This is a genomic window from Hymenobacter sp. J193 (genome assembly GCF_024700075.1).
Classification (GTDB): domain Bacteria; phylum Bacteroidota; class Bacteroidia; order Cytophagales; family Hymenobacteraceae; genus Hymenobacter.
On record NZ_JAJONE010000004.1, the window covers coordinates 154,276 to 171,212 of the forward strand.

The 16,937-nt window shown below is 57.3% G+C and carries 17 protein-coding genes; 2 read left to right on the top strand and 15 right to left on the bottom strand.

Annotation, left to right across the window (positions count from 1 at the left end; translation table 11 throughout):
- Positions 1-118 precede the first annotated feature (118 nt).
- Positions 119-1,030, top strand: a complete 912-nt coding sequence (locus LRS06_RS23255) for a hypothetical protein (protein ID WP_257873649.1) — start codon at positions 119-121, stop codon at positions 1,028-1,030.
- Positions 1,031-1,046: 16 nt separating this feature from the next.
- On the opposite strand, the gene LRS06_RS23260 is transcribed toward LRS06_RS23255, so the two are convergent.
- From LRS06_RS23260 to LRS06_RS23285, 6 genes are all read right to left on the bottom strand, one after another.
- A complete protein-coding gene (locus LRS06_RS23260) occupies positions 1,047-1,814 on the bottom strand; it encodes a hypothetical protein (RefSeq protein WP_257873703.1) in 768 nt (255 codons plus the stop codon).
- Between the two features lie 76 nt (positions 1,815-1,890).
- Complete coding sequence (locus tag LRS06_RS23265) at positions 1,891-2,808, bottom strand: hypothetical protein (protein ID WP_257873651.1); 918 nt, start codon at positions 2,806-2,808, stop codon at positions 1,891-1,893.
- Positions 2,808-3,158 carry a hypothetical protein gene (locus LRS06_RS23270; protein ID WP_257873652.1) on the bottom strand — a complete coding sequence of 117 codons (351 nt, stop codon included), beginning with the start codon at positions 3,156-3,158 and terminating at the stop codon, positions 2,808-2,810. Before LRS06_RS23270 ends, LRS06_RS23265 begins: the two co-directional genes overlap by 1 nt.
- Before the next feature lie 106 nt (positions 3,159-3,264).
- Positions 3,265-4,266, bottom strand: a complete 1,002-nt coding sequence (locus tag LRS06_RS23275) for a hypothetical protein (RefSeq protein ID WP_257873653.1) — start codon at positions 4,264-4,266, stop codon at positions 3,265-3,267.
- 27 nt (positions 4,267-4,293) lie between these two features.
- Positions 4,294-5,253, bottom strand: coding sequence for a site-specific integrase (locus LRS06_RS23280; protein ID WP_257873654.1), 960 nt, complete (start codon positions 5,251-5,253; stop codon positions 4,294-4,296).
- 167 nt (positions 5,254-5,420) lie between these two features.
- A complete protein-coding gene (locus tag LRS06_RS23285; protein WP_257873655.1) occupies positions 5,421-6,101 on the bottom strand; it encodes a hypothetical protein in 681 nt (226 codons plus the stop codon).
- A gap of 154 nt (positions 6,102-6,255) precedes the next feature.
- Between LRS06_RS23285 and LRS06_RS23290 the strand changes: the two genes are divergently transcribed.
- Positions 6,256-7,110 carry a toxin-antitoxin system YwqK family antitoxin gene (locus LRS06_RS23290; RefSeq protein WP_257873704.1) on the top strand — a complete coding sequence of 285 codons (855 nt, stop codon included), beginning with the start codon at positions 6,256-6,258 and terminating at the stop codon, positions 7,108-7,110.
- 86 nt (positions 7,111-7,196) lie between these two features.
- On the opposite strand, the gene LRS06_RS23295 is transcribed toward LRS06_RS23290, so the two are convergent.
- From LRS06_RS23295 to LRS06_RS23335, 9 genes are all read right to left on the bottom strand, one after another.
- Complete coding sequence (locus tag LRS06_RS23295; protein WP_257873705.1) at positions 7,197-8,078, bottom strand: multicopper oxidase domain-containing protein; 882 nt, start codon at positions 8,076-8,078, stop codon at positions 7,197-7,199.
- A 14-nt stretch (positions 8,079-8,092) separates the two neighbouring features.
- Positions 8,093-9,595, bottom strand: coding sequence for a multicopper oxidase domain-containing protein (locus LRS06_RS23300; protein ID WP_257873706.1), 1,503 nt, complete (start codon positions 9,593-9,595; stop codon positions 8,093-8,095).
- 6 nt (positions 9,596-9,601) lie between these two features.
- Positions 9,602-10,780 carry a DUF2231 domain-containing protein gene (locus tag LRS06_RS23305; protein WP_257873658.1) on the bottom strand — a complete coding sequence of 393 codons (1,179 nt, stop codon included), beginning with the start codon at positions 10,778-10,780 and terminating at the stop codon, positions 9,602-9,604.
- Between the two features lie 321 nt (positions 10,781-11,101).
- Positions 11,102-11,299 carry a hypothetical protein gene (locus LRS06_RS23310; protein ID WP_257873659.1) on the bottom strand — a complete coding sequence of 66 codons (198 nt, stop codon included), beginning with the start codon at positions 11,297-11,299 and terminating at the stop codon, positions 11,102-11,104.
- 94 nt (positions 11,300-11,393) lie between these two features.
- The gene (locus LRS06_RS23315) at positions 11,394-11,600 is read right to left on the bottom strand and encodes a heavy-metal-associated domain-containing protein (RefSeq protein WP_257873707.1); all 207 of its coding nucleotides are present in this window, start codon (positions 11,598-11,600) and stop codon (positions 11,394-11,396) included.
- A gap of 160 nt (positions 11,601-11,760) precedes the next feature.
- Complete coding sequence (locus LRS06_RS23320) at positions 11,761-12,405, bottom strand: hypothetical protein (RefSeq protein ID WP_257873660.1); 645 nt, start codon at positions 12,403-12,405, stop codon at positions 11,761-11,763.
- 163 nt (positions 12,406-12,568) lie between these two features.
- Complete coding sequence (locus tag LRS06_RS23325) at positions 12,569-12,904, bottom strand: four-helix bundle copper-binding protein (RefSeq protein ID WP_257873661.1); 336 nt, start codon at positions 12,902-12,904, stop codon at positions 12,569-12,571.
- Between the two features lie 117 nt (positions 12,905-13,021).
- Positions 13,022-13,621, bottom strand: a complete 600-nt coding sequence (locus LRS06_RS23330; protein WP_257873708.1) for a helix-turn-helix transcriptional regulator — start codon at positions 13,619-13,621, stop codon at positions 13,022-13,024.
- Between the two features lie 3 nt (positions 13,622-13,624).
- Positions 13,625-16,846: an efflux RND transporter permease subunit gene (locus LRS06_RS23335; RefSeq protein WP_257873709.1), complete on the bottom strand. Its 3,222-nt coding sequence runs from the start codon at positions 16,844-16,846 to the stop codon at positions 13,625-13,627.
- Between the last annotated feature and the right edge of the window lie 91 nt (positions 16,847-16,937).

Below are 16,937 nucleotides of genomic sequence, written 5' to 3' on the forward strand. Positions count from 1 at the left end.
CTATAACCAAGGCCATCCCTATATGCGTTAAGTGTATGCATCCGGTACATAATAGGCTTTGTCCATTCAAATCAGTTGATTGGCCTAGTGCATAGGATAATCAGTTTCAACTAAGTCAATGACACGAATAGCTGGTATCATACCATACCCTGTATCTTCATATACTCAGCTGCAACTGCTGAAACAGTCACTCTTGCTATGTGACTTAGTTGGCTTTTTCGCAGTGGATAGCCAAGTGATGTCACTAAGAAGTAATTCATTCCGCTACCCTGTGCTCGGGCATATAGCGAATGAACTGGAATCTCTGTTGGAGTCTGGTTACTTAATAGAGGCAATCAAAACGAAGGAGACGTTTTCTTTTAAGGCTAATGACCCAGTGGCGGCAGAATTCATCAGTGAAGGTGAGTTAATCAACAGTATCGATAGAAGGCTAGGTAAGAAGAAATATGATATATTAGATAGAACCAAGGATTATGACACAATAGAAGAAGCAAAAGCTCGCTTGGCTTGCCTTAAGTTAAATTATGAGGATAATGATTTTACTGCTGTACCCCTCGTAAGGCAGTTAAGGTTGCCCAAAGGAAGTAAGGCAACACAGGCTGATGTTATTAAGCTGGTGTTGAGAGAGATTCCAATTCCTGATGAACAGACATCATGGGAAAAGATATTTCAATTCAAAAGCGACCCCAATAACAAAGGAAGGTTGGCAGTTCTGAAAGATTGGATGAATAAGGCTATTAGCTCAAATAGGCCTGCTACTGAAATAAGTGACGAGCTAGAAGCTTTACTGTTTCAATATCGAAGAAGCTTGGAAATCCATAAGATTAAATTCAGAACAGGAACGCTACAAACACTAGTTGTTGGAACCGCAGAGTTACTTGAGAATGCAGCGAGGCTTAAATTCTCAGCGATTGCTAAAAGCATCTTTTCTGCTCAAACCGCCCGTGCGGAATTGTATAATGCTGAGTTGACTTCACCAGGGAGCGCTCTTGCTTATTTATATAAGGTAGGTGAAGAATTTAATAAATAGACCCTGAACTCTTCACCTACGGTTGCTTCTTACCTTGGCTTAAAGAGTCTTTTTGTGCTCTTAGGGGGTACTCATATTTCACCATACTATCTGCTACAGCATTAGAGGAATGGGTACGAGCCTGTTGCCTGAGGTTAAGTACAGAACCATCCACTAACTGCACTTTGCTGGGCTCTTCCTTTTTCAAAAACAGCCCTATACATACAAACAAAATTAGCGTGGACGTAAGAAGAAGAGCGGTTGAGAAGGAGTGCGCCGCATAATTTAAGAAGTTAGCTTTCTGATTATTATTGCTCGAATTGCGCTTAACAGAATTGTAGTAGTCGACAATCAACTCACTCTTGTATTGATTGCCTGAGTCGACATTAGCAGGTATGGTCTCATCATTATACTCCTTAAATATATTGTCGGGACTCGGCTGCATGTATTGCCATTGCAATACTTTATTCAGCATCGAAGCGTGATATATTGAATTAGTAAAGAGTATTATGGTAGCCACGAAAAGCGCCGTTATTAGGTACAGCAGTGGTCTGGGTAGCTGGCTAAGGCTATCGGCGATGAGTGGTGTGATAATGCCTACCAAGGATAAAATCAGGCCTGCCTGTCCCAGCAACTGACCGGCTTTGCTCTCTAGCGTTTCCTTACGCTCGTCCTCCTTCTCAAACGTGTCCTTTATGAACTCTAGGTGCTGGTCCAAGGTAGTTGAGGTAGGCAACAAATTTGCCGTTAACGTTGGGGTGTTGGTGGGGGGAGAGGACTGGCTTATGGGGTAGAAAGAAGCCATAGTAGTAAAACAAGCGCTTGAGCATAGGCAAGGGGGATAAAAACCAACTTTTCTACTAAGTTGAAAAGCGAAAGATTCACGTAGTCAATTCACGAATCAGCGCACTTGAAATGGGCAGGCCACATTCCATTTCCATCCAAGCCCATTGACCGTTGGGGTTGATTTCCAGAAAATAATATTGGCCATCGGTCGCTTTTATTAGGTCTATTGCTCCAAAGTTGAGGTTTAGTGCGCTAACCAATGAGCGGCAGCGGTCTGCCATGGATTCTGGCAATACATATGGCTGAAAGGCAAGCTTTTCCTTGCGCCAGTCGTGCTGTGTGGTTGCGTATGCCTGTGAATCAACTGAGGCAGCAAAAACGTGCTGGCCTACTACGGTTACACGTATTTCGTAGGCTTTGGGGATGTTACGCTGGAAGATACTGGGTGTAAGAAAGTACCGGTCTAACTGGGCAATATGTTCAGGTCTGACTTTATTCGTAAATACAACCTGCTTGTAGCTATCGAATAGGATTTTATTATTGAAAATGGGCTTTATGATAATATCCCCGTCATGCTTATGATAAAAATCAACTATGGACTGCCGTTGATTCGTAGCAAGCGTTTCCGGAATAATGAAACCCAACTCCACGGCCTTCCTAAGGTTGACAAGCTTATTTTCCGCTTTGTAGATGTGCTCCGGTTGGCTAACCCATTTGCAGTCAATCAGGTGATAGAAGTTGTTTAGTAGTGCCAACAACTCACTGGCAATGTAATCCGCTACGTGCGCGTCCTCCAGTGTCACAATGGGCTTTTTGACCCGCCGAAACCAGACCGCGGTAAATCGCTCGATGTTTCCGAGACTTAGCTGAAAACCTCCCGAGAAGCCTATCGAGTACGGGTATTCAGCCAAATCCTCACAGTTCAGCCGGAAGTAAGGTATAGAGGCCGCATTCAGTTGGTTGATGACAAAGTCAGCGGTAAAGTCTTCCTTATGAGTAATGATGAGTATCATCAATCAGTATCGGAGCTTTCGTGGGTCAGGGTCAGCGTCATGGTTGCTAGCCGAGCAAGCAGGGCGTGGTAACCCGGGTCGCTATCGGATACCTCATTGTGCGTGCGTGTTTCGGTAGCAGTGTCCAAATAGCGACGGCAATTGTCAAGCTGAGGGTTACGGTCAGTATCCGAATCTTCGTGCATCGTCTTGGTGAAGGTTTCCGTTGCCAAGCGACTTAGGGTAATTGCCGGTTCGCTGGTTCCCTTCAGAACAGTAAGATTCAGGGTTTCAGAGTAAGACAATGATGCTGCGAAATCATCATCGCTCAACAACGGCTGTTCGGCGTATTCAAGAATAAGAGGAAGCATCTAGGTGTGTAGAGGGGTTGCAAATGGAGCTTTGAAGCTTATCACTACGTCATTGCTTACAAAGCGGAACCGCGATAAGTTACAATCGCAAGTTCAATAGACAGCATTAGGCCTCAGCGGCTTGCTCTAGGTACAGCTGCTTGTCTTTCCTTCTAGTATGTACCCAAGGGATTGGGGATAGGTGATAGGCTTCAGGGAGTATTCCGGCCTCGGCAATAAATTTAGTATACTCGATGTCCGATGTGATTATTGGGAAAGAGAACCCGGGGGCCTGCGCCATCAGAGCCAGCGAAAAAGATGAATAACCAAGCTCTTTGGGCGTCGACTTATTGCCGTGTAAGGACAAATATGCACTCGCCTCCTCACCATCGTAAAGCTTGAACTTAGCGTCGTGCATCAGGGCCAAGATGCACACAAAAACTGCTTCAAACTTTTTCCGGAACGGTTTGCTCTGAAATCCGGACAGGCCCAAGTCTTTGGATACCCTATTCAGAGCCTTGTCGAACTCATGTTGTAACCCAGCGTAACTAATTGCTCCAATTCCAAGGACCGTTCCGCGGATAAACTTCAATATGTCATCAACCAGATGAATCTCGTGAGGCTTCAGAGTTGGATTAAGGTGATAGAATCCGGCCTCCTTAGTGAAGGACCTTTTCAAAAGCTGATGAATATCTCTTTTATTTAGATTGTAATATTTGATTAAAATATCATCTGTCAAGTCATCTAAACTATCCAAGACGAAAAGGTGGAAATCAGCTTTTGAAATTTTCGGCAGGCTGATGTATCCGAGTATCTGGTCAGTATAGTAGCTGTCTGGCATTCTGGGCTCGCGGGTAATAACATTCGATTCGGCCAGTTTCTTCACCCCTTCCGAAGCCATCTTCATTTTGGCGTATTTCGCATTAATGGCTTTATGGCAGATGCCACGCTCTCTTTGGGGGTGCGCAACAAAGTCTGCTACCTCCCTCAAAAATGATTCCTCGCGCAGGAATTCTCGCACATCGATGAGCAGCATTTTAATGTCGTACTCATCAAATTGGTCATCAGCAATTCTTTGAATACTTCGGTTCAGAGAAGCAACCAGCTTTGAGTTGTGAGCCTTTATCATGGTGCAGTATAAGGAACAGAAGCAACCTTACAGGCCTAACTCTTTGGCGGCATTATGCTGCTGTACATTGTCTAGTCGCGTATAGCGCCGAATCATCGCACTGGTTTTGTGCTTGGTTTGGTTCATAATTTTGCTATCGTCCGCTCCGTTGAGCTTCGCCACCGTGACAAAGGAAGCCCGCAACGAATGGGCTGTGTAGCCGGGTCCCAAGTAACGCTGCACTAGGGTGTTAATGGTCTGGTCTGAGAGCCGATTAGCAGTAATTCGGTTGCCCTTGCGAAGCATGACAAACACCGGCCCATCGCTGCGTTCCAGTTGCTCCAGCCATGCCTTGAGGGAACGGATGGGGCACACCGCCGGCTCAGGGGAGTAGAAAATTGCCTTCTCCTCATAGTCACCCAGTTGATTGGTTTTGCTCTTGCCTAGTGACACGACCAAGCACTCCTCAGTAAAGCGTAAGTCCTGCAGGTTGAGGGCGGTCAGCTCGGAGCGGCGAAACGCCCCCGTGAAACCGAGTAACAGAATGGCCCGGTCCCGCAGACCGGTCACCGTTTCCACGTCCAGGCTGCGCACGAGCTGCTTGAGTTGCACAAGTGAAAATGCCGGCGCCTGCTTTTGCCGAACGCCATGTAACCGGCGCACTCCATCCATGAAAATCTTGAACTGCTTGTCGTCCGTTGGCGAGTCCACACCACGAACCGCATGCGCCTTGCTGATGGCCGCGCAGTGCTGCTCCAAGGTGCCGACCTTTTTGCCGGCTTCGGCCAGATGGGTACAAAAACCAACCAGCGCATCAACGGGCGCCGGCAGCGCCGAGAAGCCGTGCTCGGTGCACCAGGCGCTGAAGCGCTTCAGGTGCGCGGCATACGCACGGGCCGTATTGGGTGCGCCGGTCAGCCCGGCCTCGACATAGCGGGCGGCCGCGCCCGTGTGGTGCGCCAGCCCGTGGCCCACGGGATTCACGGTCAGTGCGGCGGAGTTTTCCATGCAGCCTATATATAAGGTATCGTCACCTGGTTTGGGATATGCCGGCAAGATAGCAGATAGGTAGTGATAAGACTTACTAATCGATACCTATTCCTGAAAAGAAAGGTCGCTGTCATCAACGGCCTTCTAGGTATGATAACTAAGACTTATCATACCTTATTTAGTGTCTAAGCCGGTCGGTCTGCCTCACCCAAATTGGTTTTCAGTTTTCGCAGGTCTGCTTTGATGCGCGGGCCGATGCTTTTGCCGTGACAATTTTTGTAACGGTCGGGTCCCTGGCAAAGGCATCGCTTCTTAGGCATACCGCCCATGTAAATGAATCCCTGCAAGGCGTTTTTCAACGCATCGTAATAGTGGTGAAGCTCTAGGGCAGCGTCGGGTAGCCGCATGTGCATATCATCTCCCCGGGTACCGTAAGCGTGTATCTTGGAAAGCGTTTCGCATACTCGGATAAAATCGTCCACTACAGGGTTACCAGTGATATTGATTCGCACGTTGTCTGTGTCTTGGCCGGTGTACACAAACCCTTCATTGTCCGAAACGAAAAGCGTGTGTTCGGCCTGCCCTTCCGTTGGGGTGATGTCTACGAACTCTTCCTGCTCATCTTCCCAGACCGCATGCCTTTCTGCTTCGCATAGGATAGTTGTTTTGTGGATAGCCCAACCGTAATGAATTCGCCCGCCATCCCGCTTCACCTTTTCCTCAACATTGGGAAAGCAGTTTAGATGCTTAGCATAAGGTTCCGGCCGGATAAGTACCAACTCGGGTTCAAACTCAACCTTCAACTTATCAAGTAGCTTGGTAACGAAAGCATCATCCTTGTCTGGAGGGGTAGTAGCGTGTAGCATGAGCGCAAGTAAAGGGTAATAGGGGGTGGAATTAGCCTACCAAAATACGTGGCCAGCTACTGACCATTTTATTGGGCGGCATTGATTAGTGTAAAAGCATCTAGTTAGTACTTTTACCGACCGCCCTTCCGCTTATTCTACTAGCAAAGTCTATATGGCAAAACTTTACATTCTTCAATTTCTACTTCTGATTGTCAGCATTCCTACGCTCGCCCAGCGGCCCAAGCCCGCCGCGGTTACCCTGCCCCCGGCCGATACCGTCTACTTTGACCGCGACTGGGAGCGCACCGAAACACTGGAGGAAGTCAGCTACGCCCGCGTTGCCCGCCACGATGCCGCCGGCAAAACCATGGGCACGGTGCGGGACTACTTTTATCCGTCCTGGAAAAAGCAGTGGGAAGGCAAGATGGCCAGCGAAGCCCCCGACAAGCCCACGGGACTGTGTTGCGGCTGGCACGAAAACGGCCAGGTGAGCTTCAAGGGCACCTACGTCAACGGCGTGCAGCAAGCCGACTTTCGCAGCTGGCGCGACGATGGCCGGGAAATCAAGTGCAAGTCTCTCATGCAGGAGGCGCTGCCGCTGAGCACCGCCTCGATTCACTGCAGCAACTGCATGCACATCAGCCGCAAAGTCTTCACCGTGGACATTCCCGAAGGCACGGTGGGCATCGTCTACAAGCTGGATGTGCGCGACGAAGGCCAGCCCCCGGTGTCGTGGTCCACGGCTCTGGCCCTGGCCGGCGTAGTCGGTACGGGCGGCATGTCCGCGCCCGCCCTGCTGACTACGGCGGCTACGGCCCTCACAAAGCAGGGCAACAATGCGCCGCCCACCGTGAGCACCAAATGCCACTGGTACATCACGCCCGACGAAGCCTCAGCGCAGCAGTTTCTGGACACCAAAGGCTACATCAAGGACGTGAAGAGCTGCCTGCGCGTGGCGTCCAACACCCCCAGGAAACCCGGCCCATCAGCCTGCCGCCCGGCATCCGCCGGCTCTACGTGTGCGTGAACAACGACAACTACACCACCGACGCCACGGCAACGCTGAGCGTGACGGCGCTGGTGCAGACCTGCAAGTAGGGAGCCGGCTGCCCGTTAATAGTGGAGGGTCAGGCCAGCTCCCCACTTGTAGTCGCTGTCGTAGTTGGTGCTCAGCGACACGTACTTGCTGACCATGTAGCGGAAGGCGACGTTGTACTCCCGGTCCGTGTTCACCAGCAAATCGGCAAAGAAGTTGTTGCTCAGGGGCAGGTCGGTGCGCTCCAGCTGCAGGCGCACCTTGCCGTTGCTGTCCAGGCGCAGCTCCGAGCGCACCAGCAGCGGCAGCAGGTAGTACAGGCCCACGTCGAAGACGCGCCGGTTGTTTTTGGTGTTCCGCTCCCCTTCCGCCAGCAGCGTGCGGTTGTTGCGGTAATCGAAGCCGACGAAGGCGGCGAGAAACTGCCGGTTGTCGAGGTAGCGCAGCAGGTGGGTTTCGGTCTCGAAGTTGCCCTGGTAGTTCGCCCGGCCCTCGAATTCCAGCGCGTTGCGGTTATTGGAAAGGGTGGTCTCTAGAAAAGCGCCCTGCGAGTGCGCCATCAGGTCGGCCCAGAGGTAGGGCCGGTTGTCTTCCTTTTTCAGCTCCTTGTAGTCGGTGCGGGCGTACTGGTTCTGCGGGGTGCCTTCGTAGCTCACGATGCGGGCCATGCCGGCCATCATGTGGTAGAGGATGTGGCAGTGGAAAAACCAGTCCTGCTCCTCGTTGGCGTCGAACTCGATGGTGACCTTGCCCATGGACTGAATGTCGAAGGTGTGCTTCATCGGCGAGTAGGCGCCCTGGGCGTTGACGAGCCGGAAAAAGTGCCCGTGCAGGTGCAGGGGGTGGCGCATCATGGTGGTGTTGGTGAACGTCATGCGCACGTTCTCGCCCTTGCGGATGGGAATTTTGTCGGCCTCGGACAGGGTCTTGTTGTCGAACGACCACACGTAGCGCAGCATGTTGCCGGTCAGGGTCAGGTTGATTTCCCGCCACTGCTTGGTCGAGTCCAGCGTGGTGGGGTTAAGGGCCCGCAGCTGATTGTAGTTGAAGTCGCCGGCGCTGCCCCCATGCCACTCATTCCGGCCATGCCGCCCATGTCCATGCCCGCCATGCTGCCCGTGTCCTGCATGCTGCCCATGCTCTTGCCGGCTTTTTCCTGGGCATTTTCGGGTCGGTTCTGCGGCGAGGGCGCCGTGGTGGCGGGCGGCGCCCCGTGCTGCATGTCCATCCCCGGCATCGGCGAGCCACTAGCTGGCTTCTGGCCTGACATGTCCATGCCTTTCATTTCCCCACTGCCCTGCTGCTTGGTCATGCCGGCGCCGCCCATATTCATGCCGCTCATGCCCTCCATGCTGTTCATTTCGCGCATCATCTGGAAGTAGTTGATGCGGGGCAGGTCCGGCGCTTTCATCGGCTCGCCCGCCCCGATGTAGGTAGAGGTGTAGCCCGTGATGTCGTTGGCCGTGGCCCGAAACTCGGCCGCGCCCATGGCGGGCACGGTCACCAGCAGGTCGTAGGTTTCGGCCGTGGCAATTTCGAGCTTGGTGACCGGGAAGGGCTCCACGTTGATGCCGTCGGCGGCAATCACCTGCATGGGGCCGCCGGCGTACTGCAGGAAAAAGTACGAGGAGGCGCTGCCGTTGATGACGCGCAGGCGCACCACCTCCCCGGGCTTGGCGTCCTTGAAATAGCCTTTTTCCTGCCCGTTGGTCAAAAACTTGTTGTAGTAGATGTCGGTCAGGTCCATGGCCGGCATGCGGCACTCCTGCTTGAGCTTGTCTTTGAAGTAGCCGGCGGCCAGGGCCTCGCCGTAGCTCTGGGTGGCGCCTTTCTGCACGGCAAACCACTCGCCGGTGCGCTTGAGGTAGCGCAGCACTTCCTTGGATTTGTGGTCGGTCCAGTCGGAGAGCACCAGCACGTACTCCTTCATCTCGTAGGGAATCCGCTTGGGGTGGATAACGATGGAGCCGTACACGCCGTCCTGCTCCTGCAGCATGGTGTGGGAGTGGTACCAGTAGGTGCCGCTCTGTATCAGGGGGAACGTAAACGTGTGCGTGCCGCCCGGCTCCACGGGGGCTGTGTTGAGGTAGGGCACGCCGTCCTGCGCGTTGGGCAGCAGGATGCCGTGCCAGTGGATGGAGGTTTCCATGTGCATCTGGTTGTGCACCCGAATCACGGCCGTGTCGCCCTCGTTGAAGGTGAGCGTGGGGGCCGGAATCTGGCCGTTGATGCCGATGGCCCGGCGGGTGCGGCCGGTGAAGTTGACCAGGCGCTCGTCGACGTACAGGTCGTATTCCACCCGTTTGCCCACGTAGCTGGTGCGGGGCGTCACGACTTTGCCCTGCAGCTCGGCGGCCGGGGGCGCGGACTGGGTCAGGTGGGGCTCGGTGCCCTTGGCCATGCGCATGCCCGGCATATTTTGGGCCCAGGCGGGCAAGGTGGCCAGCAGCGCAGCTAGCAGAAAGAGTACTCGCATCGTCACTTAGTTATTGCTTTTGGGTTGGGTGCGCGCCGGGTTGTTGTCCTCGAAGCGGTACTTGTCCATCGGGCTGGGCATGGCCATGCCAGGCATTGTTCCGGCGCCCTTCATGTCCATGGCCTTGCCATCCTTGCCCTTCATGTCCATGCCCTTCATATCGCCCATGCCGGGCATAGATTCGCCCTTTTTCATGCCTGGCATTCCTGACATGTCGCTCGTTGTTTGACGAGTCGTGGCAGGCTTTTGGCCGCTGGCGGGCTGCATGCCGGGCATGTTTTCCATGCCCTTCATCGGGCCCATGTTGCCCATGGCAGGCTGATTCCGGGGCGTATTCTTCGGGCGGGCGGGCCCCATATCCATGCCCGGCATGTTGCCCATATCCATTTGAGTGGGCTGCCCTTTACGGCTGGGCCCTTGGGCAGAAGAGCGCGGTGTGCTCATGCCGGGCATGTTCATCCCCGGCATATCCGCCATGGCCCCCGGTCGTGCGGCGCTACGTGTTCGTGCCGGCTGCGATTGGCCGCCCCGCGGTTGATTGGGCATGGTCATGCCGTCCATCTGTTCCATGGGTTGACCGCGCTGGCCTGGCTGAGCGGCCTTGGGGTCCATGTTCATGTCCTCCATTCCGGGCTGGGGGTTGTCCGACGTCGTGCCGGTCTCCTCGTTGTGGGCGTCCGCCCCCGAAGTAGGCATGTCCATATCAGGCATTTCTTCATCCCCACCGTGGCCGTGGCTTTTGTCGAGCAGGTTGCCCTGGGGGCCCACGCCCTCCACGTACACCAGCTGCGCGCCCCGGTGCCCGGCCACGGAAAGCGCGCCGGCCGCCGCCACCGCCGCTACCAGCACCACCACCTCGTAGGCTCGGCGCTGTACCTTAAAGTAAAACCCGATGCTGGCTAGTAGCAGCGTGATGCCCGAGAGCCAGGTGGTGTAGCTGGCAAACTGTTCGTGGGCCGCAAATACCGCCGCCGCCCGGGGTGACAAGCCCAGGGGCAGGGCATGAAACACCGTGCTGGCCGCCACCGCCCCGGCGAAGCCCCCGGCCATTACCGCCAGGGCAATCCAGCGCACCTGGGGCCAGTCCTTGAACACCAGCAGGGCCTGCAACGCCGCGGCCAGCATAATCAGGACGATGGGTAAGTGCACCACCAGGGGGTGCAGATTGGGAAAATCTGAAAACATAGAGCCGAATTAGCTAAGGCTGGTGCACGGAAAAACCCCGGCTCACCGCTAATAGCAGCGCCGGGGCATTGCCCGATGGACGATGAAGAGGCCGCGCGGACCTCTGGCCCCTCGCCGGATGGTCGTTGCAGTTCTCTGTGATGTACCATACGTAGGCGGGCCGAGACAATGTTTACACGCAAGGGTCCACCCAGTTGCATAATTTCAAGCACCACGGTAGCTGCGTAGGTACACCGTGCCCAGCTGCCGGCCGCTTTAGGGAGTGCCAAAACGAAAAACGCCCGGCCACAGGGTCAGGCGTTTTAAGCAGCATCGGGTAGCTTACTTAGCGGCGCAGCAGCTGGGGGCTCCTGCCGTGCAGGCCGGAGTGCCGGCCTGGGCGCAGTTTTGCACCAATGGGCAATCGGGGGTGCCCTTCAGCGGGCAATCAGCCGCGGCGGACGTGGGGCTGGTGAAGCCAAACAGCGCACCAGCGGAGAGCAACGCCGCAGCGCTGAACATCATCATCTTGTGTTTCATCGGTTCTAGTGATTAAGATGGGCCCGCCGGTACGGCCGCGGGGTAGTTTAAGAATCCACGGTCCGTACGTCGTGGGTAGCACTCAAAAGAGAAATTAGGCCTTGGTAGCCTTGAAGCCGGCATCTTCCACCAGGGCCAGCACCTGCTCCTCGGTCACGTCGCCGGTCACGGTCAGGACCTTGTTGGGATTGGCCGTGTCGACCTGCCAAGTGGCAATGGCCTTCTCGCCGTTGAGGGTGGGCGTTACGGCTTTGATGCAGCCGCCGCAGTTGATGTTGGTGTTGAATTGAAGCGTTTTCATGGTAGTAAATGCATGGCGCCCTTGGTGGGCGGGTTCGGGTTTAAAACACCCAAAAGTAGCGGCACGTGCCCGGGAAGGGGTACAGAATTAAGCTTGAGGCTTGCATGATTTGTATCAGCTGTGCCGCTACTGGCCCGCCTATCACGGCGCAGGACTTGCTTTAATGATGACTCATGCCCCCGCTTAGCAGGTGTTTGCCAACGACAAAGAGCAGCAGCAGCACCAGCCCGGCGATGAGCAGATAGCGGCCCCAGGGCTTCGGCAAAGCAGCGGCGTGACCCGCGGCCACGGCTTGGGCGTGGGCCTGCTGTTGCTGCCGCCACTTACCGATGCGTCCCCAGGGTTTGTAGACCGAAATGGCGGTGGCCGCCAGCAAGACCACCAGCGCGGCGGCGGCATCAGCCAGCAGCTGCAGGCGTAGCCCGCGCAGGTCAGTCGTGGATAGGTCGGACTTGGCGGCTACCTCGGCCAGGTAGGTAACGGGCTGCATGTGCAGCAGCAGCAAGAGCGTGGCGCCCACTGTGAGCACCAGTTTCACCAGCACCCAGTAGTGCTTGAACAAGCCCCAGGGCGTACCCAGCGCCTGCACCACGCCGGTGGCCAGCGCGGCCAGGCTGGAGGGCACGATAACAAACCAGCCGCTCAGGCCCATGGCCAGGTAGGCCGTGCGCACCAGTAAGGCATCGGAGCTGGTCAGGCCGGTGATGGCCAGGGCCAGGAACACGGCCACGGCTCCGAGCCAGCCCACCGAGAACGTGATGTGGGCGGTGAGCAGGAATTTGCGCAGGGCGGGAGCCAGGGTCATCAGCGGGGTATTTATGACGGGTAAACGACCCCGCAAAAGTAGGAGCGCCGCCCATGCCCGGCGTACAGAATTAGGCCGCGAACCAGCATGATTTCCACGCCGGAACCCAAGAAAAAAGCCAGCCCGTACGCGACGGGCTGGCTTCACACGGTATCAATAACAATTAAGCGGCGATGCCCTGGCGGCAAGCCTGCTCGCAGCGGCGGCAAGCCTCGGCGCACTCCTTGCAGTGCTGGGAGTGGGCGCCGTGCTTCTCGCACTCGTCGGCGCAGGCCTTACAGATTTCAGCACACTCCTTCAGCAGATGGGCGGCGTGCTCCGAGCCGCGGGCCACGAGGCGGGCGGTGAGGGCACACACGTCGGCGCAGTCGCGGTCCAACAGGACGCAGCGGGCCATCATCTTCACGTTGTCTTCCTGCAGGCAGGCCGTGGCGCAATGCTCGCAGGCGGCGATGCAGGCATTGAGGGCGTCGAGCAGGCTTTGGTTTTGGGTATGCATGGGAAAGGTATATAAGTGAACAAACAAGGCAACCCGACCGGGCTGCTGCCTAAGTATACCTCCCCCATGGCCCACGGTTTTGCATATTACTTCCCATCCCTTGCATGATTTGGGGCCTCATCCCCCCACAACCGCAGCCATTTCGGCCCGCAGCAGCCGGCGATACGCGGAAGGCGAGCAGCGGGCCAGGCGCCGGAACTGGCCGGAGAAGTGCGCCAGGCTGGCGTAGCCCAGGCGCCGGGCAATGAGCCCCACGCTCAGGGAAGACGAAGTCAGGAGTTCCTGGGCATAGGCCAGGCGCTGACTAATAATGTAGGCCGCCAGCGTCTTATCGCCCACCAGGCGGGCAAAGGCCGCGCTGAGCTGCCCGTAGGTCAGGTCCAGCTCCCGGGCTACCGCCGCCCCAAAAGCCCGGTGCCGCAGGCTTTCACCCGGCTCGCGCAGCAGGCGGTTCACCGCCACGCTGACCCGTTCCACCAGGGTCTGGTGAAAGGTTTCGAGCAGGGCAAACCGCGCTGCTTCCAGCGTGGCCCGCAGGCGGGGCCAGTCCAGCTCCTCGGCCGTGCCCGCCACCGTGGCCGCGCCCAGGCGCACGTCGAGCACCTGCAAGCCCAGGCCTTCCAGCTCCTGCCGAACCACCCGGATACCGCGCGCGCACACCATGTGCTTGATGTAAAGCACAGTGGTGGGCGCAGCAGAATCGTGGCGATTAGGCATAACCTAGCGGGTAGGCAGCACCGGATTCAAATCCGAGGGCGGCGTAAGCGGCTGCGCGTTGAGCTCCTGCGGGTGGTCGTCCAAACCCGTTTCCTGGTGAGAGGCGAAGTACTGCGCCAAGGCCTTCTCCCCTACCAGCCAGAACACCACCGGCGTCACGATGATGTCGAGGAAGGTGGACGAGAGCAGGCCCCCGAGAATGACGGTGGCCACCGGATACAGGATTTCCTTGCCCGGCGCGTCCTTGGCCAGCGTAAGCGGCACCAGGGCCAGGGCCGCCACCAGGGCCGTCATCAGCACCGGCACCAAGCGTTCCAGGGAGCCGCGAATAATCATGGGGATGCCGAACTTCTCGCCTTCGTGCTCCACGAGGTGGATGTAGTGCGAAATCATCATGATGCCGTTGCGGGAGGCAATGCCGGTGAGCGTGATGAAGCCCACTAGCGAGGCAATGCTGAACGTGCCGCCGGTGAGCAGCACGGCCACCACCGAGCCGATGAGCGCCAGCGGGATGTTGAGCATAATCTGCCCCACCATGTAGCTGGACTTGAAGTGCGAGAACAAGACCAGGAAGATGCCGGCCAGCGAAAACAAGCTCAGCCAGAGTATTTTCTGCGAGGCCGACTGCTGGCTCTCGAATTGCCCGCCGTAGGTGAGGTAATACCCGGGGGGCAGCTTCACCTGCGCATTCACTTTGGCTTGAATCTCCTTGACCGTGGAGCCCAAATCGCGCTCGGCCACGTTCAGGGAGATGGTGATGCGGCGCTGGGTGTTTTCGTGGTTGACGGTGTTGGGGCCCGGCTCGTACACGATGTCGGCTACCTGGCTCACCGGAATCATCGCGCCCGTGGGCGTTTCGATGCGGGTCTGGCCGATGGCGGCGATGTCGTTGCGCTGGGCTTCGGGCAGCTTCACCACCAGGTCGAAGCGCTTCTGCCCGTCGAGCATCTGCGAGACCACGGCGCCTTGGAACAGCGTTTCGAGGTCGCGCACCAGTTCGCCGCGGGCCATGCCGTAGGCGCGCAGGGCATCGTCCTTGGGCCGGATGAGCAGCTGAGGAATCTGAACCTGCTTCTCCACCTGCAGGTCCACCACGCCCGGTACGGTAGATGCGGCAGTGCGCACCTCGTTGGCGTAGCGGCGCAGCTCTAGCAAATCGTTGCCAAACACTTTGATGGCCACCTGGGCGCGCACGCCCGACAACAGGTGGTCGAGGCGGTGTGAAATGGGCTGGCCGATGTTCACGTTCACGCCCGTAATCAAACTGAGCTTCTCGCGCATGTCGGCCAGGATTTCGTCGCGGCTGCGCATGGTTTTGCCTTCCTTCTCCAGCTCGGCTTCGGTCTTGAAGGCCACCTCGATTTCCGAGTTGTTCACCGACTCGGCGTGCTCATCTAGTTCGGCCCGGCCCGTCCGGCGCGCGGTGTAGGCCACTTCCGGAATTTTGAGCATCTGCTGCTCGCCCAGGCTGCCCAGGCGGTTGGATTCGGTGAGCGAGGTGCCGGCCGGGGCCGAGAAATTGACCGTGAGCGAGCCTTCGTTGAAGGGCGGTAAAAACTCGGTGCCGAAAAATGGAATTAGCGCCATGGCTGCCACGAACAGCGCCCCGGTCACCCCAAGGATGGCTTTGGGGTGCTGCAGGCCCCAGCCCAGCAGGCGGGTGTCCTTTTTCTTGAGCCAGCGCACCAGCCCACCGTCGGTTTCGGGGTGGTCCATCTGCTTCATCTGGGGCAGCAAATAGTAGCAGAGCACCGGCGTGACGGTGAGCGACACGAATAGCGAGGCCACGATGCTGGTGATGTAGGCAATGCCCAGCGGCGCGAAAATGCGGCCTTCCATGCCTTCCAGCGCGAACAGGGGCAAAAACACCAGCACCACGATGATGGTGGCGTACACGATGGAGTTGCGCACCTCGGAAGAAGCGGCATAGATGACTTTTAAGACGGGCTGGGGATACGCTTTTTGCTTGTTTTCGCGGAGGCGCCGGTACACGTTTTCCACGTCCACGATGGCATCATCCACCAGCTCGCCGATGGCAATGGCCAGGCCGCCGAGCGTCATGGTGTTGATGCTGATGCCCGCCGCCCGGAACACCAGCGCCGTAACCAGCAACGACAACGGAATGGCCACCAGCGAAATAAAGGTGGTGCGCACGTTCAGCAGAAAGGCAAACAGCACGATGACGACCAGAATGGCGCCGTCGCGCAGGGCTTCCTCCACGTTGGAAATCGAGGACTCGATAAACTCGGACTGCTTGAACAGGCGCGTATTCACCTGCACGTCATTGGGTAAAGAGGGCTTGAGCTCCACCAGCGCTTTTTCCACGGCTTCAGTCAAACCCACGGTAGCCGCTCCGGGCTGCTTTTCGATGCTCAGAATCACGGCGGGCTTTCCGTTCACGCTGCCGTCGCCGCGCTTGAAGCGGGCCCCGAACTCCACCTTGGCAATGTCCGCTACACGTATGGGCGACTGCTCGCGGTAGCCGACGATGATGTTCTCGATGTCGGTGACCGAGCGCAGCCGGCCCAGGTTGCGAATCAGTACTTCCGAGCCGTTGCGGTCGAAGAAGTTACCCGTGGTGTTCAGGTTAGATTGGCGCAGGGCCTCTTCCACCTGGTTCACGGTCAGGCCGGTGGCGTTCAGCCGGGGCATGTCGAGCAGCACCTGGTACTGCAGGTTGTCGCCCCCGATGGGAATGACCTGGGCCACGCCCGGAATGGATAGCAGGCGCTGCCGCACGGTGTAGTTGGCCAGGGTGCGCAGGTCGGCCGCGTTGGTTTCCTTGCCGCCCGATAGCCCCACCAGCATAATCTGGCCCATGACCGAGGAGATGGGCCCCAGCACCGGCGTGATGCCTTCGGGCAGCTGCTCGCCGGTGGTTTGCAGCTTCTCGCTCACAATCTGGCGGGCGGTGAAGATGTCGGTGCCGTAGTCGAACTCCACGAACACCATGCCCAGGCCGATGGCCGAGTTGGAGCGCACGGCCGACACGCCGGTGGCCCCGTTCAGGGCCGTTTCCACGGGCAGCGTCACCAGGGCTTCCAGCTCTTCGGGCGCCATGCCGGGCGCTTCCAGAAACACGGTCACGCGGGGGCGGTCCAGGTCGGGCAGCACGTCCACGGGCAGCTGCCGGGCCGTGTAGGAGCCGGCAATCAGGAGACCCACGGCAAAGGCCAGCATCAGCAGCCGGTTTTGCAGGGCAAAGCGAATTATCTTGTCTAGCATCGGTGGTTAGCGCAAAGAGGAAGAAGCGAGAGCGGCCGGGTGGCCCCTCCCCTCCCGGAATCGGCAGCATCCCGGGCCGCAGCCCAGGCCC

What these genes read in the sequence shown, in the direction of transcription:
- LRS06_RS23255 (WP_257873649.1), top strand. Translation starts at nt 119, where the DNA reads ATGACACGAATAGCTGGTATCATACCATACCCTGTATCTTCATATACT.
- LRS06_RS23260 (WP_257873703.1), bottom strand. Translation starts at nt 1,814, where the DNA reads ATGGCTTCTTTCTACCCCATAAGCCAGTCCTCTCCCCCCACCAACACC.
- LRS06_RS23265 (WP_257873651.1), bottom strand. Translation starts at nt 2,808, where the DNA reads ATGATACTCATCATTACTCATAAGGAAGACTTTACCGCTGACTTTGTC.
- LRS06_RS23270 (WP_257873652.1), bottom strand. Translation starts at nt 3,158, where the DNA reads ATGCTTCCTCTTATTCTTGAATACGCCGAACAGCCGTTGTTGAGCGAT.
- LRS06_RS23275 (WP_257873653.1), bottom strand. Translation starts at nt 4,266, where the DNA reads ATGATAAAGGCTCACAACTCAAAGCTGGTTGCTTCTCTGAACCGAAGT.
- LRS06_RS23280 (WP_257873654.1), bottom strand. Translation starts at nt 5,253, where the DNA reads ATGGAAAACTCCGCCGCACTGACCGTGAATCCCGTGGGCCACGGGCTG.
- LRS06_RS23285 (WP_257873655.1), bottom strand. Translation starts at nt 6,101, where the DNA reads ATGCTACACGCTACTACCCCTCCAGACAAGGATGATGCTTTCGTTACC.
- LRS06_RS23290 (WP_257873704.1), top strand. Translation starts at nt 6,256, where the DNA reads ATGGCAAAACTTTACATTCTTCAATTTCTACTTCTGATTGTCAGCATT.
- LRS06_RS23295 (WP_257873705.1), bottom strand. Translation starts at nt 8,078, where the DNA reads ATGCTGCGCTACGTGTGGTCGTTCGACAACAAGACCCTGTCCGAGGCC.
- LRS06_RS23300 (WP_257873706.1), bottom strand. Translation starts at nt 9,595, where the DNA reads ATGCGAGTACTCTTTCTGCTAGCTGCGCTGCTGGCCACCTTGCCCGCC.
- LRS06_RS23305 (WP_257873658.1), bottom strand. Translation starts at nt 10,780, where the DNA reads ATGTTTTCAGATTTTCCCAATCTGCACCCCCTGGTGGTGCACTTACCC.
- LRS06_RS23310 (WP_257873659.1), bottom strand. Translation starts at nt 11,299, where the DNA reads ATGAAACACAAGATGATGATGTTCAGCGCTGCGGCGTTGCTCTCCGCT.
- LRS06_RS23315 (WP_257873707.1), bottom strand. Translation starts at nt 11,600, where the DNA reads ATGAAAACGCTTCAATTCAACACCAACATCAACTGCGGCGGCTGCATC.
- LRS06_RS23320 (WP_257873660.1), bottom strand. Translation starts at nt 12,405, where the DNA reads ATGACCCTGGCTCCCGCCCTGCGCAAATTCCTGCTCACCGCCCACATC.
- LRS06_RS23325 (WP_257873661.1), bottom strand. Translation starts at nt 12,904, where the DNA reads ATGCATACCCAAAACCAAAGCCTGCTCGACGCCCTCAATGCCTGCATC.
- LRS06_RS23330 (WP_257873708.1), bottom strand. Translation starts at nt 13,621, where the DNA reads ATGCCTAATCGCCACGATTCTGCTGCGCCCACCACTGTGCTTTACATC.
- LRS06_RS23335 (WP_257873709.1), bottom strand. Translation starts at nt 16,846, where the DNA reads ATGCTAGACAAGATAATTCGCTTTGCCCTGCAAAACCGGCTGCTGATG.